The organism is Synechococcus sp. BS56D (assembly GCF_004332405.1).
Taxonomy (GTDB): Bacteria; Cyanobacteriota; Cyanobacteriia; order PCC-6307; family Cyanobiaceae; genus Synechococcus_C.
In genome coordinates this window covers 87,352-102,780 of record NZ_PHQU01000007.1, presented here as the reverse complement: position 1 = coordinate 102,780, position 15,429 = coordinate 87,352, and the positions used below count along the sequence as shown (strand labels likewise).

Genomic DNA, 15,429 nt, shown 5'->3' with positions numbered 1-15,429 from the left:
GATGTTGAGGATCCATCACGTCACCCCCTGACCGGCCCGCTCTGAGTCGACAAGCGCACGAAAAGCACCGCTGTGGTCGAGCAGCTCTTGCGGAGAGCCAAGTTCTACGACGGCGCCCTGAGCCATCACCAACACCTGATCACTGCGCAAAGCGGCATCCAGACGGTGCGCCACACTCACCACTGTGAGTCCGCGGGCCTTAAGGGCATCCAATACCCGCATCTGCGTGGCATTGTCGAGAGCACTGGTGGCCTCATCGAGAAGCAGAATCGAGGGGCTGCGCAGCAGTGCTCGACACAGCTCCATCCGTTGACGTTCACCACCGCTGAGGTCACTGCCATTGTCTTTGAGATGACGGGCAAAGGCCTCTGGATGGCTGGTGATGGTGTTGAGAATCTGAGCGTCTCTTGCCGCCACCTCAAGATCCTGCAGGCGATAACCAGAGCGCCACAGGGTGATGTTGTCGTGAATCGAGGCGTTGAACATGAACACCTGCTGAGGCACATAGGCCAGGCTGTCGCGCATCAGCCGATCACCGTGATGCTCCCAGGGCTGACCATCAAAGAGCAAACGACCACTACTCGGTTGATAAAAACCTGCGAGAACGCGAATCAAGGTGGTTTTACCCGATCCACTACCTCCCACAATCGCCAACTGCGATCCGGCCGGAATCGAGAGACTGAGATTGCTAATAAAAGGTGGAGAAACAGGATTGAAGCTGTAACTCAGATTCTCAAGGTCTAAACGCCCTTGCAGGCGAGCCTGATCACTTGCGTGCGGCTGAGAAGAGTGTGCCGGCAGGGCAAAACTGCGCACTAAAGGGTCGTCGTCGCTGCGCTTGAGGTCGTCTAGGCGTCCCAGGCTGCCGATCAAATGTTGAAGCGTGGCATTCAGTTGGGGCAACGACGAGATCGGAGCAGTGAGTTGACCTTGAAGGAACTGAAACGCCACCAGGGTTCCAAGCGACATCTTGCCGGCGATAATCAACAGACCTCCAGCTGTGATGATCAGGGCATTAAGAAGGAAGGTGCTACCGCTCGCCGTGATCGTGGCCAACGCCATCTGAGCACCGAGCTGTTGATTCTGGGTCACCACATTGCCAAAACTTCCTTGCCACTGGCTGAGGAAGTCAAATTCCAGACCAGACGCCTTCAGGGTTTCAATGTTGTTGATCCCCTGCAGTCCCTTGCCCTGAGCCTTGCCTTGTTCAATCGCCAGACGCCGATTGGAGTCATAGCGCTGATCGGTAAGCCACCAATTCAGAAACAGATTGCCGGCCATCACCACCAACACCAAGAGCGCCAACCAGGCAGAGATCACAAAGGCAAAAATCAAAACAAAGAGGCCAATCCAGAGCGACAGCCCGAAGCGAAGCATCTGGGCTATCACCACCTGGGTGGTTTGCATCCCCAGGAGCATTCGACTGGCAATTTCTCCCTGAAAGCGGGCCTGATAAAAGGCAAATGTTACCTGAAACAGCTTGCGGAAAAGATCGGCTGTCAGCCGTTTGGAGAGCAACAGCTCCATGCGCCGGAGCAGCAGAAACTGCCCAGCCAACAGCGCCAGCCAAGCCAGCACAGTGATCAATAACAGCCAGATCAGCGGAATCCCGAAATATAGGCGCTGATTCTGCAGAAAACTGTCAATAAACGTGGAGGTAAATCCAGCCACGAGAAGGGTGAGCACGGCTTGGCCGCTGCTCACCAAAAGCAACACAGCGATCGAATGGCGATAGGGAGCCAGGGTGGCTGGCAGGCTCAGCAAAGGCGAACGCTCATGCCCGCCGGTCTGAAACTCAGGGCCCGGATCGAATTCGAGCACAACGCCGGTAAAATTATCGAGGAATTCCTCCATTTCCACCCGCACACGCCCCTGAGCAGGATCACTCAAAAATGCATGGCTGGCATCAAAGCCTTCCACGACAAGGAAATGGTTGAAGCCCCAGAACACAACGCAAGGAAATTGACCCTCGCGCCTGAGCTGGTCACCAGAGCAGCGATAAGCCCGAGCCTTGAGACCGTATTGGCGACCCGCCACGAGCAGCTGTTTCGCGTTCGATCCATCCCGATTCACACCACAGGCCAAACGCAGCTCAGCCAGCTCCACCACTCGGCCGAAATAGGCCAGGATGGTCCCAAGCGATGCAGCGCCACATTCAGCGGCTTCGTATTGAAGTCGTGTGCGGGCTTTGATCCGATGGCGCTGCAAGCGTTTCATGGCTGCCGTTTTGGTTGAGAAGCAGCGGGTGTAGTGGCTGGTGGTTCCGGTGGTGACCAGCCGAAGAAACGTCGCAACGCTGGCAGCACAAGCTCAATCGGAGCCACACTGCGCGTGGTAACTTCTGCCTCGAGCCGGTCGCCTGCCGTGGGTGGATAGGGAAGATCCCCCCGAGAACTCCAGAGATAACCACCACTGTTGCGCCCGGTTGAGCTCTTGGCACGCTTCAACGCCAACACAGCCAAGGTGGGGGCAGGCTCCTTTTGCATGATCACATCAGCGAGAGACTTCATACCAACCCTGGCCTGCACGTCTTCACGGCTACTTGGGAGTTTGCCCATTGAGACAACTTCAGCCTGAATCCCACCCACCTCCGATCGTTTGTAACCTGATGGAGTAACCAAGGCAGGCATCCCAGGGAACACCTGGGCCATTTCCTTGCTGCTGAGGAACAACGGCACAAGCACAGGATCGGCGAGATCGTCATCACTCAGTTTGAGTAATTCCTGTCCCTGGGTGACCGGCTCACCATCATTGGGAATTACCTGAGAAAGGTAGACATCGCGAGTGGCAAACAAAAGCTCTTCGTTGATCAACTTGGCAAGCTCATTGCGGAGCTTCTGGTAAGCTTCGTTATTTTGATTTTGAATCCGAATCAGTTCATTGCGATTGCCAAGAATGTTGGATCGGATGGTATCTACCTGGGCCTGTTCCTGGAGAATCGACTCGCGGCTAACAAAACCACGACCCTCCAACGCCATCATCTTTTGAAGGTACGACGAACGACTCGAGAGTTCACCCGAGAGGATGGCCTGCTTCGACTGAATATTGATGGACTGGGCACGGGAATCAGCGAGAGTGCGATTTAGTTCAGTGAGAGCACTCTGCAAACGTTCTTGCTGAGCTGACGATTGCACCCAAAGGAGAAGCGTGCCAACAGAGAATTGTTGCCCCCTGTAGGTACGCTTTAAGCTCTCCATGAATTCGGTTGAGGTTTGATCAGTCGTACTAGATTTGGCTTGCTTGTCGTAGAGAGAAGCGGTCTGACGAACCATCGTTCGGGCTAAGGCGGTCATCTGTTGGTTATCAAACTGCTCCGGATCATTGCGAAATTTAAGAGCTGTTCTGTGCCAAGCCTGGACTGGTTTATCGAAGAACCAATAAACCTTGCCATTGGTTCTACTCAAGCTGCTATTGATCGTGCTCACAGGCAACAAAACGCCGGTGCCCTGCACCGAGATCGGAATTCTTGCAAAGATGGCCCAGAGCGCACCAGAGGCCGCAATCAAGATGCCTAACGCCAGGGTGAGTCGCAAGGGAGGCGTCAAAAGGCGCACAGGGCCGTTACGATCACCAACACGGTGACGCTTGCGTAAAGCCCGATCATTGAATAACTGGGTCATAGCCCGAGCCTCGTTAAGGAATCCGGCCGTAAAGGCTCGGGAGAATCTCGCATCATTTTGAGGCGTTCCTGCACGTCCTGCTGCGAGGCGCCAGGCCAGGTTGCCGAATAGCGATACAACTCAGCGACCGCGTTGTTGTAGCCCAGAACTGCTTGCGACAACTGCTGAGCCGCAGAAGAAAGTTGTTGAATCGTTTGCACAACACTGGTGATATCGCCGACACCCACTTCAAATCGAGCACGAGCCGCCTCCTGGGCCACTTCGGCACTCCGGTAAGCCTGGCGTGCGGTCGTAACGGCCACTTGTGAGGTCTGATACTGGCCATAGCTGGAACGGACCTGCTGGGTGACTTGCAGTTCCGTGAGGGCCGCCTGGGCTAATTGTTGCTGAGCCTGCGTCTTGAACGCCTGCGCATTAGCGGCATCGATACCACCATCAAAGAGCATCCAGTTGAAACCAATGCCAATCGCAGCGTTCCACTGCCGATTACGGGCGTACTGAGACCCTGGATCATTAGGCACCGGGATATTTTGGTAGCCGTTTTGTCCGATTAAACTCCCTGTAGCGACCAGAGAGAAAACGGGTAGATATTGCCTCAATAAGGCCACACTGCTCCACTTGGAAGACTCTGCAGCAGCCAAGCTCGCGAGGATTTCCTCCCTCTGTTGCATGGCTCTGCGAATGGTCTCCTGCAGAGGGACCTGCCAACGCCCCTGCATCTGTGCTGGCTGGTCAGGAATGGCCAATTGATTCGCAGGCAAGGCTAATTGCTGGGCCAAAAGTGCCGTCTGCTCAATGTAATTGCTTGTATAGAGCACAAGCTGACTGAGCTGGCCATACAGCTGAGAACGGGTTTGCTCGAGATCAAGCACTGTGACCATGCCGATCGACTTTCGCGCCTCGAGAATCTCGAGCTGTTTCTGGTTAATCATGTAAATTTTCTGAAAGCTATTAATCAGCTGCTGATTGCTTTGAATCGCGTAATAAGACTCCTGGATCTGCAAAACTAGATTGCGAGCACTCACGTCAAAAAGAAACTTTTGTTGCAGAAGGGAATCAGCGGCGGCATTAATATTGGGTTGACGGGTTGGATCAAGGAAATTCCAATTCACCTGGGCGCCGGGCTGCACAACAAACTGCTGAGACTTTGTCGCAGATTTACGCCCTAGCCCCTGCGCCTGAAGCTCCTTAACTTGCTGGTTTGGCAGGGCATATTGGTCTTGAACAAAAGTGCCCCAGTTACTCCCAATAAAAGGAGTTCCATTGGTGAGCTGAAGCGTGGGGTACCAGCTCCGTTGTGCCGCAATCAATTGCCACTCAAACTGCTGAATCGCGCTGAAAGAGCTAGCAAGCTCGGGGTTATTCTGCAATCCTAACTTGATTGCCTCGGCAAGACTAACGGGTCTCGAATTTGCTTTTATTTGATCTTGCAGTTGCTTGAGCTGCTCAACAAGCTGAGACGGAGAAACCTTCTTTTGATCAACAAGAGGTATCGCTTCAGGCACCGTGTTTCCTGCTTGAGCGACTGAATCACCTGAAAAGCATGCAGATTCAACGACCAAAAGCAAAGCGCAAACAAGTTGTGCAGAGCAGGCTTTCAAGGCCATAGCGTCGAACCAAGCCAGTTTGAGGTGCGCACGTAACTTGACTTTTGAAAATTGTTGTCAAATACACCATCCACTGCCACTGTGGTTGGAGCAGTTTCACAGTTGTCCGCACACTGGAGAGGCCAACGGCTACTCCCATAGCCACCACGGCCTTCCAGCATGCCCCTGACGTCGCGCTGGCCAGGTACTACCTCGGTCTGATGGAACGATGCCGGGGCGACCTCGTTTCATCCCTGCGCGCCTACGCGCATTCCCTCGAGCTCAATCCTGATCTTGCGGAAAGCCACCAGAACTTCGCCGTCGCGCGACTGATGGGTGGCGATATCGACGGAGCATGCTCCAGCTTCCGTGCAGCGATCGAGACGCTCAACGCCCAAAACCGTACGGATGAGGCCAGCGTTCTTCAGGCCCAGGTGAGCGGGATTGTGAAGCTTGACGGGAGTGCACCATGACGGATGGCCAGGCCCTTGCGCTGCAGGGACGCACGGTGGTGATGGCTTGTGTTCAGGCAATGCAGAACGGAACTTCACTTTGACCGGCCACCGAAAAGCTGAGGCAACCTCGGCGCAGGTCGATGCTCTGCACCACCCATCTCTTCGGTAATAAGCGGGTCGAATCGCCAGGTCAAGGCCCCCTGGTGCCAACACAGAACGCTCTAGAACCGACCTCTGTGGTCACCAGGGCACTTCGCTGGCCTCAGGCTGCCAGCACACCCTGCACCTAAAGCCCCAGGCCCTGCGGTTGATCAGTCTTGGCTGCACTGGGATCAGTGGCTGCAGGGGAGCCAGCAACAACCACCGGGGCAAAAGGATCAGGGAGGCCATCAGGCACGGCGATCAGCAACCGGTACCCATGCCGTTGCTCCAATTCCAATTGGTGCAGGCGTTTCCACACCAGCCCCCCCCTGCAACCTCTTCAAGTTCACCGTCGCTGAGAGGCTTCAGCTTGGCGTCTAGGGAAATCTCATGACCAAGCTCTCGAGCGATCGCACGGACTTCATCGTTCGAGGTCGAATTCTTTAATCTTTCCTGAAGACTTTTGTCCTTGTGGACCTTCGACATAAACGCTTCGAGTTGCTCTTGGGACATGACGAATTAGCGATTGCATCCAAAAAATAGCCATCTTTGCCAACATTGCCACAATTTCGTTGTGGATCGATCAAATGATTACTCCGAGTCACCTCACGAAATCTGAGGCTTTGGAGACGGAGACACTTGGTCACAGTGAAAGGCATTGTCGACGAGATGGTTCTGCTCGACACCGGCTCACCGGTCAAAATAGTCGCGCTGGCTGAAGCTGCTGGCGCCCGGGTGGAACGGATGGATTGGCCAGGGGACTTCGCACCAGCGAGAAACGCGGCACTCGAGTATGTAAAGGGGGACTGGGTGCTGGTGCTGGATACCGATGAACGCCTGCGCGAAGAGGCCATCCCGGCGCTCCGATCACTGATGGTGCAACCCGATGTTCTAGTGATCAATCTGCTTCGCCATGAACTCGGCACAGAATGCATTTCATGCATAAGCGAGCGCATCAGAGCCTGCATCGGCCGCGTAATGGTTGAAGCATCAGAAGGTGCGGCACTCGTTGCTGAATGCACCCCGCATGGGCGGACGATGGTTGCTCAGGCGCAGAAGGCCTTGGGCGACGTTGAAAGCCCCTGATGCTTAGGGAATACTTGGCGCACCAAACAAAGCTCTCCGACTGATGCTGAGCCGCCTGTTTGTCGGTCTTCTCGCTGCTACGGCTGCTATTACACCCCTACCCCATAACGCGCAGGAAGGCAGCGCAGACGACCTTGGCGGGATGAGCATCAGCCTCTATTCGATACCTGTGTAGGGCAACAAGTTCATCCAAGTTTCAGAAGCATCAAAAGTGCAAGGATGCTGGGGCATCGAAGCCCAACTGATTCACAGGATTTTGCAACCAACAAAAATCCCCGCCATTCCTGACGTACTACTGTTGCCAAATTGAGAGAAATAGTGCCAGGTATCGGAAGCCGTTTGGGGCTGGTTGAGGGCGGATGAAGAAATAAAAAGCCCCTGCGATTGCAGGGGCTTGCGTAGGCCGAAAAATGAGCAGCTAGTAACATAGAAAAAACAAAATTTATTTTTTTATATTATCAACTTTATAAATCAACAATAAAATGAATAAGCCCACGTACTTTTACATCCCCCACCAGCCACGCCTTCCGTCTCTTCATCCGAAAGCTCTGCCTGAGCCCTCTTCAACTCCTCAGCAGAAATAATAAAACCTGCAGCCTTGGCAATCGTTACGACGGCATCGGCATCGCCAGCCGCCTCCAGCTTCTCCTGAAGACCTGCATCAGCCTTGACGGCTTCCATAAATGACTTGAGTTGCTCTTCTGACATGGGAACGTGTGGAGCTACAGCCTGGTTTTAGCAATCGTTGACGGCGTTGACATCAACAACTCAAACACTCAGGGGCGAGCAACCTTTTCCTCTACCTCGTCTGGGCTAGAGGCTTACCCCCAGGTGCCATGCCACCAGTCGGTCGCACTCCTCAGGCAGCAGCCCCTTCTGAACAAAAGCTTCACCGACACCTGATTGGCTCAAGCTCAGTTGGCTTGCCACCATTGGGGCATGAGGATCCCAGCTCTTTTCCTCTCTATTACGATTTTGTTGGCGGCTGCACCAGCGGCCTTCGCGCATGGTGACGGAGTTGCCGATGCGCTCGCAAATGGTGGAACCGGCATCTTCTGCAGGGATTCTCATGGCTGCAACCCCAACCATGACAGCCAGTGGAGCCATGGAGGCGGCAATGTAATAGGAAGCGGTGCGAATCAGGTGACGGTCAACGGTGCTGGTGTTGTTGGTGGCGTTGATGTTGGAAATGGTCATTGGTTTGAGTTGGATTGTGAGGGGCATTCCCTCCCTCCGATGCACACACCATCTCCGGATTCAGTGGTCCACTCGATGACCTGCCTCAAAGCTGCCTGTGATCTTGGTCACAGGGGTCCAGATGCACTGCAATGGCTTGGTTACAGGCTCACCCCCAGGTGCCAACCCACCAGCCTGTCCGCTTCGTCTGTCGTGAGGATTGGGTTAAGCCCATCAAGCATCAGCTCAATCACAGCAGACTCTCCAAGCCGTTCGATTCCTAGGGACAGCCAAGCCCTGAAGCCATTGGAGTCGTTGGCACGAAGCGCCAGCAGCAGCTCCTGCAGCAGCGCAAGGGACATCTGCGTGTCGAAGGTCATTGGTCAGGTGCAAGTACCTGACGTATTCCCCGCTGCAATCAAAAGCCCGCTAACTGCGTGCAAGGGTGCCAGGTATTGGAGGCTGATTGGCGGGGTTTTTAGTTCACAAACCACCGTTTGATCTTGCTCGTCGTGCGGCTCAGGCGCAGAAGACCCCAATTCGGGGATACGACCAAGCATTGAACCAAGCCCAATTCAGGTCATTAACCGATATTTAAGTGTGCGTATTCAGGATTTTGGCTAACGTCAAGATAGAGAAAAGCAACTGAAATGCACGCCTACTACCCATTGATGTGGCTTACCCAGCTCTTCTGCCTGTTCATCGCCTTCACGGTGCAGGGCGTAATGTGGAAAGGAGCCCAAGACCATGGTCGTCGCGGTTGGCTAGTGGCAATAATCTGGGCCATGGGAAGCACCGTATTGATCAATGCCATCCACACGGCGCATGACATATGGTTCCCACACTGAGCACTATCTGTAGTGGATAGCAGATGCAGTGGCACTAGAGCCCCTAAAGGCAAAGCGTAAACCTAGGTAAAGCAAAATGCTGCAGATAAGTTGCACGCAAATGCATACACCAAACGCCTAAAAGCGAACAAACCACTGTCTTTACTGGGGAGCAAGGAGCTCACTCTTGTATCGCTTAATACTTTGCCTGCTTTGAGGACTTGGTGTAGAGGGGGGGGGATTGAATGTCCCATCGAGAAAGACTTAGAAACATCTTCAGTTCCAGCCAGTGAGCATGTCCACTTCATCTGGTCGATCGATTGGTAAGAAGGCTTCCGTTCAGTTTCAGTACTTGAGCCGCAAGCCCCAGCGGATCACGATCACCCTGCCTTGGTCGACCTATCAGTCGCTTCTCAGGGCTAGCGATCAGCAAGGTCGCTCCCTCTCCAACGTCGCAGCGTATTGGCTTGAACGGGAAGCGGAGACGTGGAAACGGTCGCATGTCACCTGATCGAGCGCCCCACCCTGTAGCAGCTGACAGCAGCGACGCTGAACTATCAGGAGCTCTTGAGCTCTAGACCAGGCAACAAACAGGGCTCTCAATGTTTGAGGGCCTCCCTCGGGTCAATGTGTTGTCAGCCCCATAACGCGGATATGTGAGGTGCAATGGCGATGCCTAGACCTGCTGCAACCGCTGACAGCACCCAATGGATCAAACGCCTACGCAAGGTTGCTGGCCGTGGATCGATGCCAGTCAAGATCACAACGCTGGCGTTACCGAACAGGCGAATAAGCGTTGTCAAGAGAGCAAACAACAGAAGTTGAACGGCCATCGCTAGTGGTGTACCTATGCAGCATCACAGTGCAGATCAGCCGTGATCCGGCTGATGCGGCAATGGTGCATGTGGAGATCGCCTGAAGCTGCGGGGAGAATGCCTCAGTTGCAGCTGTGAGTTCCAAGCAGAAACTGAAAAAAGCAGTCCTCGAGCGGATCCGCTGGCTGACCAATACAGGACAGCACGTTGCAGCCCTGAAGCTATACCAACTGCATTTCTGAGCGGCCCGCTGATGGTGTTTTGCACGCGTTTTGGGCGCGCCGGTGAGGAGTGATCCTCGAGAAGTCAGTCGGGGTAGAGGGATTTGAACCCCCGGCATCCTGCTCCCAAAGCAGGCGCGCTACCAAACTGCGCTATACCCCGGTGTTGGGAGCTTAGCGGGCGGCCTCGGGCCTAGGAGCACAAGTCAGGCGCCCATGTCCAAGAGCGCAGAGCTGCCTAGCCTGAAACAAAGCTGCTGCATCAATGGGCGAAACCTGGACTCCCGGTGCCGTGGAAGCCCTCAGAACGAAGCACGACCTGCCGTTTGTGCGCACTGACGCCGAAGGATTGGTGGTTGAGTTCAACACACGCTTCATCGAGGTCTACGGCTGGGATCAGTCCCTGATCGGTCAGTCAATTGGCGCGATCCTGCCCGTCTCGTTCCGCGAACAGCACCACAGCGGCTTTGCTCGCTTCAAACTCACGGAGCAATCCAAGGTGGTGAATCACCCCCTGGAACTGGCCACCATCTGTAGCGATGGCCAAACCATCCGCAGCGAGCACTACATCGTGGCCGAAAAGGACGCGGCAAGCGGCTGGAGCTTCGCTGCCACCCTCCGGCCCCTGGAGGGGCCGCATGCCTGCTGAGCAACCAGCTGCCAACGCTCTGATCGAGCAACTAAGGGAGTCTCTCGGTCTGCTTCAAGTGGCCTTTGATGCCGCCGCCGAAGCGATGTTGATTCTCGATGGTGAGCGCAGGATCCGCTGGGCCAATCAGAAAGCCGCTGACCTATGGGGAAGAGGGTTTACCCCATTGCTCACGGGGAAGCCCTTCGCTGAGCTGGTGGTGCTCGAGCAGTTGGATGGACAGATCGTCCTGCCAGAGGCTCCCACCCACCCCCTGCAGCTGATGGGTCTTGGGGACGGCGAACGCCGTTACAGACTCAGCTGTGGCGGGCCTTCGTCAGCACCCCAGCTGCTGCGCTGGACTGCAATCGAGGGCCTTCGTGGTTCCTTCGTGCTGCTCATCATTCGCGATCTGGGGCCGCTCGAAACCGCTCTGTTGGAGCAACGTCGCTTCGTCAACCGGTTGGCCCATGAACTACGCACCCCACTGGCCATCCTGTCGGGATCACTCCACCAGCTCGCGCGCAAAGCGAGGCTGCCAGGCAAACAAGAGCAACGGCTTCAGCAGGCCCGCGAAGAAGCGCATCGCATGGGCGACTTACTCGACAAGCTGCTGGTGCTCTCCGAACTCGACACCGATCAGTTCCCCTGGCGTTTTGAAGCCATCTCCCTGCGCACTGCCCTGGAGAGCTGGATGCAGGGATTGCCCGCAGCCGACCGTGCTCGCATCAGCCTCAATCTCAGCAACGATGTCCCAGAACTGGTTTTAGATCCCAACGCCCTTGGGCAAGTGCTCAGCCATCTGTTGCAGAACAGTTTGAGGTTCAGCAACAGACAATCACCCGTTCAGATCACGGCATCAGCAGCGCCCGAGCACATCGAGATTCAATTCACCGACTGGGGGCCAGGGATGCACAAGGCCACAGATCACAGCGCCATGTTCGATCGGTTCACGCGCCTCGAAGAACATCGCGATTCCAGCCGCGGCGAGGGGGCCGGCCTCGGACTATCCGTGGTGCGCAGCCTGATGGAGGGGATGGGAGGGGACGTGATCTGCAGGCCCAACCACAATCTCGATGGACTGCAGCAGTCCGGCATGGTTGTAGAGCTGCACTTGCCTAACCCATCTGGGGGAGATGACGTTTCAGCAGCTCCGGGAGCAGAGCGAAGAGATCCGGCTTAAGCACATAGTCGGCTGCACCTGCGTTCATGGCCTGTTGTCGCTTCTGAGGATCACTAAGGGCCGTGACAACGACGACAGGCGCTCCATGCTGCAACTCCTGCAGTGCGGCCAAGCAGGCGAGTCCGTCCATGCCGGGCATCATCAAATCAAGCAGGATCAGATCAATCCGCTCCTGCGGGAGAGACCTCAGCAGCTCAGCCCCATCAACACAGGTAATGGAGTGAACCCCTAGATCCTCCAGCTCCTCAACCAACAGATCGCGCAGGCGCGGATCGTCATCGACGACAGCGACCTGAGGCGTCGTGGGATCTGAAGCGTTTGCAGACAAAAAACTGGGGCTGCCAACTTCATCCTGATGGAACAGGAACACGCTGACCACAAAGCCCCCAGAGGGCAACTGGCTCCGAAAGGAACGATGGAGTCGTGATGGGTCGCCTGAGATTCGAACTCAGGACCAATCGGTTAAAAGCCGAGTGCTCTACCGCTGAGCTAGCGACCCGCCCGCTTGGGCATGCCGATCTGGCACTCATGGACATTATCACTTGGTCTGCCAGGAGACTGGTGGCAACGACTGGCATGCCATGACAGCGACCGAGACCAATCCCGACTGGGGTACACCTCGCATCGATCCGCAGGCCTGGGTGGCAGCGAGCGCCGTGCTGATGGGCGATGTGGAAATGGCCGCCGGTTCAAGCCTGTGGCCTACGGCTGTGGCCAGGGGTGACATGGCCGCGATCCGGATCGGACCGCGCAGCAATGTGCAGGACGGTGCCGTGCTTCATGGCGATCCAGGTGCTCCGGTGCACATCGGCGCAGATGTCACCATCGGCCATCGCGCTGTGGTGCATGGCGCCACCCTTGAGGACGGCTGCCTGATCGGCATCGGAGCCATCGTTCTTAATGGCGTCACCGTCGGAGAGGGCGCCCTCGTTGCCGCTGGTGCTGTGGTCACCAAAGATGTGCCGGCCCGCACCCTGGTGGCAGGAGTTCCAGCCCAGCCCAAACGAGAGCAGAGCGAGAGCAGCGTGCGGGAGCAACGAGAGCATGCGCTGCACTACGCCAACCTGGCCGAGCGCTGGTCTCAATTGCTGCAAAACCAAACGGACTGAGCAGAGTTCACGAAGCTGCACCCCTGCGGTCCTTAAGATCGGCAGCACAATCCGTCTGGAACCATGGACCTCCGGCTCGTCCTCGTGGCCTCCCCCATCCTTCTGGCTCTCGGCTGGGCAGGGTTCAACATCGGCCGTGCAGCCGTAGGCCAGCTCCAGCTGATGATCAAGCGCAGCCGCGCCTGAGCCACCCGAAGGATCGATAGGGTTGGAGATCGTCTTCGATCCCAACCATCTTGAGCACGGAACCCTCCGTTGTTGTGATTGGTGCCGGGTTGGCGGGCACCGAAGCGGCCTGGCAGGTCGCCCAGGCAGGTGTTCCCGTCACCCTGATCGAAATGCGACCGGTGCGCCGGTCGCCCGCCCACCACAGCGCCGAATTTGCTGAACTCGTTTGCAGCAACAGTTTCGGAGCGCTCAGCAGCGACCGCGCAGCAGGTCTGCTCCAGGAAGAACTCAGACGGCTTGGCTCCCTCGTCATCCAAACGGCCGATGCCCATGCCGTCCCAGCCGGAGGTGCTCTGGCGGTGGATCGTGGGCGCTACAGCGCGGCCCTCACCGAATGCCTGGATCAACATCCTCTGGTCACGATCCGCCGCCAGGAGCAGACCCGCCTTCCCGATCCTGAGCAAATCACGGTGCTGGCCACCGGACCACTCACCAGCGAAGCACTGGCGGAGGAGCTACGGGCATTCACAGGCTTGGAGGACTGCCACTTTTTTGATGCCGCTAGTCCGATCGTGGATGGCGACAGCATTGACATGAACCGGGCCTTCCGCGCCAGTCGTTACGACAAGGGCGATGCGGATTACATCAACTGCCCGATGGATCAGGAGCAGTACCACGCCTTCCGGGAGGCACTGCTGCAGGCCGAACAGGCCGAGCCGAAAGACTTCGAAAAAGACAGTGCCACATTCTTCGAAGGCTGCTTGCCGATCGAGGAGCTCGCCCGCCGGGGTGAAGACACGATGCGTTACGGCCCGCTCAAGCCGATCGGGCTCTGGGACCCGCGCTGGGGAGATGTGAACGACCGCGACGTACGGCGTGCCAAGCGCGCCTATGCCGTGGTGCAGCTGCGTCAGGAAGACAAGGACGGGCGCCTCTGGAATCTGGTGGGCTTTCAGACCAACCTCAAATGGGGCGAACAAAAGCGAGTGCTGCGCCTGATTCCGGGGCTGGAGAACGCCGATTTCGTGCGCTTTGGGGTGATGCACCGCAACACCTTCCTTGAAGCACCGAAACTGCTGGATCCCACCCTCCAGTTCCGTCGGCGGCCCAGCCTGCTCGCCGCTGGCCAGATCACTGGCACCGAGGGCTATGCCGCAGCAGTGGCCGGAGGTTGGTTGGCCGGCACCAATGCAGCCCGACTGGCCAAGGGCGACGCCCCCCTTGACCTACCACCCACCTGCATGATCGGCGCCCTGACCCATTTCATTAGCGAGGCCCCCTCCGGCAAGTTTCAGCCCATGCCGCCCAACTTCGGCCTGCTACCGGAGCTGCCCACCCGTATTCGCGACAAGCGTGCCCGCTACGGCGCCTACCGGGATCGAGCCCTCGATGATCTCGCCCGCCATCTGAAACCCACTGCTACCAACTCAGCAGAGGGGTCGAACGAATGGCTGCTGACCACGCCACCCGCCAGCATCGCCTGATCGAGCAGCGATCCCTCCAGATCGGGGTGGGAGCGAGCGCCGTCATGGCTGTTGCCGGGCTCTGGGTTCACGTGCTGTCTGGCTCCTATGCCTTACTGCTCGATGGCCTCTACTCCGCCGTGATGGTGGGTTCGGGTCTTGTCGCGGCCCGCATCAGCCGCAACGTTGTGCGCCCTCCCGACCGGGCCTACCCCTACGGCTATGACGGCCAGGAAGCCCTGTATGTGCTGTTTCGTTCGCTGGTGCTGATCGGTGTACTCAGCTTCGCCGCTGCCGCTGGCCTCGGCACGGTGATCGACTACGCCAAGGGCCGCAGCATTGCTCCCGTCAGCCTTGGCCCCGTGGCCTTCTATGCCATCACCATGGTGGTGATCTGCTGGGGACTCGCCTGGCGCCATCAGCAGGATTGGCAGCGCACGGGGCAGCAGTCACAGCTTCTGCTCACCGAAGCCAAGGCGGCCCGGATCGATGGGCTGATGAGTGGTCTAACGGGCCTGGCCCTGCTGATCGCCCCGCTGCTTCAGGGCACTGCTCTAGCCGGGCTGATGCCGATCACCGATTCCCTGTTGGTGCTGGTGGTGAGCGCTGTGGTGCTGGGGGAACCGGTGCGGGCCTTTCTCACCGCCCTTGGTCAAGCCGCTGGTGCTTCTGCGGAGAGTGACACGATCCGAACGACACGAGCGGCCATCGAAGACCTGCTGGCTGGACTCTCCTGCTGGCTTCTCGATCTCACCGTGATGCAAGTGGGTCGCACCGCCTTCGTGGTCGTGTATCTCAATCCCAGCCAACCCATGGATGGGGCGGCCATCGACGTGATTCGCCATCGCATCGAAGAACGCTGCCATCAACTGATGGGCAGACCGGTGCGCTCGGAGGTGATCCTGACAGCCACATCCCCTTTCCCGTCCCCAGGGGCCGCCTAGGGTTCCA

17 protein-coding genes, 2 tRNA genes and 1 pseudogene are annotated in these 15,429 nt (G+C 57.1%); 10 read left to right on the top strand and 10 right to left on the bottom strand.

Annotated elements, in window-relative coordinates; all coding sequences use genetic code 11:
* Positions 1–15: 15 nt before the first annotated feature.
* The 3 genes from CWE17_RS11230 to CWE17_RS11220 all read right to left on the bottom strand — a co-directional run bounded on the left by CWE17_RS11230 (position 16) and on the right by CWE17_RS11220 (position 5,221).
* On the bottom strand, positions 16–2,217 hold the full coding sequence (locus tag CWE17_RS11230) for an ATP-binding cassette domain-containing protein (RefSeq protein WP_131457256.1): 2,202 nt from the start codon (positions 2,215–2,217) through the stop codon (positions 16–18).
* Positions 2,214–3,533, bottom strand: coding sequence for an HlyD family efflux transporter periplasmic adaptor subunit (locus CWE17_RS11225; protein ID WP_240789388.1), 1,320 nt, complete (start codon positions 3,531–3,533; stop codon positions 2,214–2,216). Before CWE17_RS11225 ends, CWE17_RS11230 begins: the two co-directional genes overlap by 4 nt.
* Positions 3,534–3,616: 83 nt before the next feature.
* Complete coding sequence (locus CWE17_RS11220) at positions 3,617–5,221, bottom strand: TolC family protein (RefSeq protein WP_240789387.1); 1,605 nt, start codon at positions 5,219–5,221, stop codon at positions 3,617–3,619.
* A 50-nt stretch (positions 5,222–5,271) separates the two neighbouring features.
* Between CWE17_RS11220 and CWE17_RS11215 the strand changes: the two genes are divergently transcribed.
* Positions 5,272–5,679 (top strand): hypothetical protein, encoded by a 408-nt coding sequence (locus tag CWE17_RS11215; RefSeq protein ID WP_240789386.1) that lies wholly within the window; start codon positions 5,272–5,274, stop codon positions 5,677–5,679.
* Between the two features lie 384 nt (positions 5,680–6,063).
* Here CWE17_RS11215 and CWE17_RS11210 read toward each other — a convergent pair whose 3' ends face one another.
* Positions 6,064–6,315 carry a Nif11-like leader peptide family natural product precursor gene (locus CWE17_RS11210; protein WP_131457249.1) on the bottom strand — a complete coding sequence of 84 codons (252 nt, stop codon included), beginning with the start codon at positions 6,313–6,315 and terminating at the stop codon, positions 6,064–6,066.
* 102 nt (positions 6,316–6,417) lie between these two features.
* Between CWE17_RS11210 and CWE17_RS12310 the strand changes: the two are divergent.
* Positions 6,418–6,726 (top strand): annotated as a pseudogene (locus tag CWE17_RS12310) (glycosyltransferase); the annotation flags it as partial.
* Between the two features lie 205 nt (positions 6,727–6,931).
* Positions 6,932–7,063: a hypothetical protein gene (locus tag CWE17_RS12455; RefSeq protein WP_255417781.1), complete on the top strand. Its 132-nt coding sequence runs from the start codon at positions 6,932–6,934 to the stop codon at positions 7,061–7,063.
* 296 nt (positions 7,064–7,359) lie between these two features.
* Here CWE17_RS12455 and CWE17_RS11200 read toward each other — a convergent pair whose 3' ends face one another.
* From CWE17_RS11200 to CWE17_RS11190, 3 genes are all read right to left on the bottom strand, one after another.
* Positions 7,360–7,596, bottom strand: coding sequence for a Nif11-like leader peptide family natural product precursor (locus tag CWE17_RS11200; protein ID WP_131457245.1), 237 nt, complete (start codon positions 7,594–7,596; stop codon positions 7,360–7,362).
* Between the two features lie 105 nt (positions 7,597–7,701).
* A complete protein-coding gene (locus CWE17_RS12085; RefSeq protein ID WP_206338379.1) occupies positions 7,702–8,112 on the bottom strand; it encodes a hypothetical protein in 411 nt (136 codons plus the stop codon).
* A 113-nt stretch (positions 8,113–8,225) separates the two neighbouring features.
* The gene (locus CWE17_RS11190; RefSeq protein ID WP_131457243.1) at positions 8,226–8,444 is read right to left on the bottom strand and encodes a hypothetical protein; all 219 of its coding nucleotides are present in this window, start codon (positions 8,442–8,444) and stop codon (positions 8,226–8,228) included.
* A 742-nt stretch (positions 8,445–9,186) separates the two neighbouring features.
* Between CWE17_RS11190 and CWE17_RS11185 the strand changes: the two genes are divergently transcribed.
* Entirely contained in the window at positions 9,187–9,402 is a 216-nt protein-coding gene (locus CWE17_RS11185; protein ID WP_131457241.1) for a hypothetical protein, read from the top strand.
* A gap of 614 nt (positions 9,403–10,016) precedes the next feature.
* Here the strand turns inward: CWE17_RS11185 and CWE17_RS11180 are convergent.
* Positions 10,017–10,090 (bottom strand) — tRNA-Pro (locus CWE17_RS11180).
* A gap of 102 nt (positions 10,091–10,192) precedes the next feature.
* On the opposite strand from CWE17_RS11180, the gene CWE17_RS11175 reads away from it, so the two are divergent.
* On the top strand, positions 10,193–10,576 hold the full coding sequence (locus CWE17_RS11175; RefSeq protein WP_131457239.1) for a PAS domain-containing protein: 384 nt from the start codon (positions 10,193–10,195) through the stop codon (positions 10,574–10,576).
* The gene (locus CWE17_RS11170) at positions 10,566–11,738 is read left to right on the top strand and encodes an ATP-binding protein (protein ID WP_161971432.1); all 1,173 of its coding nucleotides are present in this window, start codon (positions 10,566–10,568) and stop codon (positions 11,736–11,738) included. Before CWE17_RS11175 ends, CWE17_RS11170 begins: the two co-directional genes overlap by 11 nt.
* Here CWE17_RS11170 and CWE17_RS11165 read toward each other — a convergent pair.
* Positions 11,674–12,066, bottom strand: coding sequence for a response regulator (locus tag CWE17_RS11165; protein WP_131457235.1), 393 nt, complete (start codon positions 12,064–12,066; stop codon positions 11,674–11,676). The genes CWE17_RS11170 and CWE17_RS11165 overlap by 65 nt on opposite strands.
* Positions 12,067–12,165: 99 nt before the next feature.
* A tRNA-Lys gene (locus CWE17_RS11160) sits at positions 12,166–12,237 on the bottom strand.
* Between the two features lie 82 nt (positions 12,238–12,319).
* On the opposite strand from CWE17_RS11160, the gene CWE17_RS11155 reads away from it, so the two are divergent.
* The 4 genes from CWE17_RS11155 to CWE17_RS11140 all read left to right on the top strand — a co-directional run bounded on the left by CWE17_RS11155 (position 12,320) and on the right by CWE17_RS11140 (position 15,422).
* Positions 12,320–12,847: a gamma carbonic anhydrase family protein gene (locus tag CWE17_RS11155; protein WP_131457233.1), complete on the top strand. Its 528-nt coding sequence runs from the start codon at positions 12,320–12,322 to the stop codon at positions 12,845–12,847.
* A 63-nt stretch (positions 12,848–12,910) separates the two neighbouring features.
* Entirely contained in the window at positions 12,911–13,033 is a 123-nt protein-coding gene (locus CWE17_RS11150) for a photosystem II protein Y (protein ID WP_011933287.1), read from the top strand.
* 50 nt (positions 13,034–13,083) lie between these two features.
* The gene (trmFO, locus tag CWE17_RS11145; RefSeq protein WP_131457231.1) at positions 13,084–14,499 is read left to right on the top strand and encodes an FADH(2)-oxidizing methylenetetrahydrofolate--tRNA-(uracil(54)-C(5))-methyltransferase TrmFO; all 1,416 of its coding nucleotides are present in this window, start codon (positions 13,084–13,086) and stop codon (positions 14,497–14,499) included.
* Positions 14,463–15,422: a cation transporter gene (locus tag CWE17_RS11140; RefSeq protein WP_131457229.1), complete on the top strand. Its 960-nt coding sequence runs from the start codon at positions 14,463–14,465 to the stop codon at positions 15,420–15,422. Before trmFO ends, CWE17_RS11140 begins: the two co-directional genes overlap by 37 nt.
* The last annotated feature ends 7 nt before the right edge of the window (positions 15,423–15,429 follow it).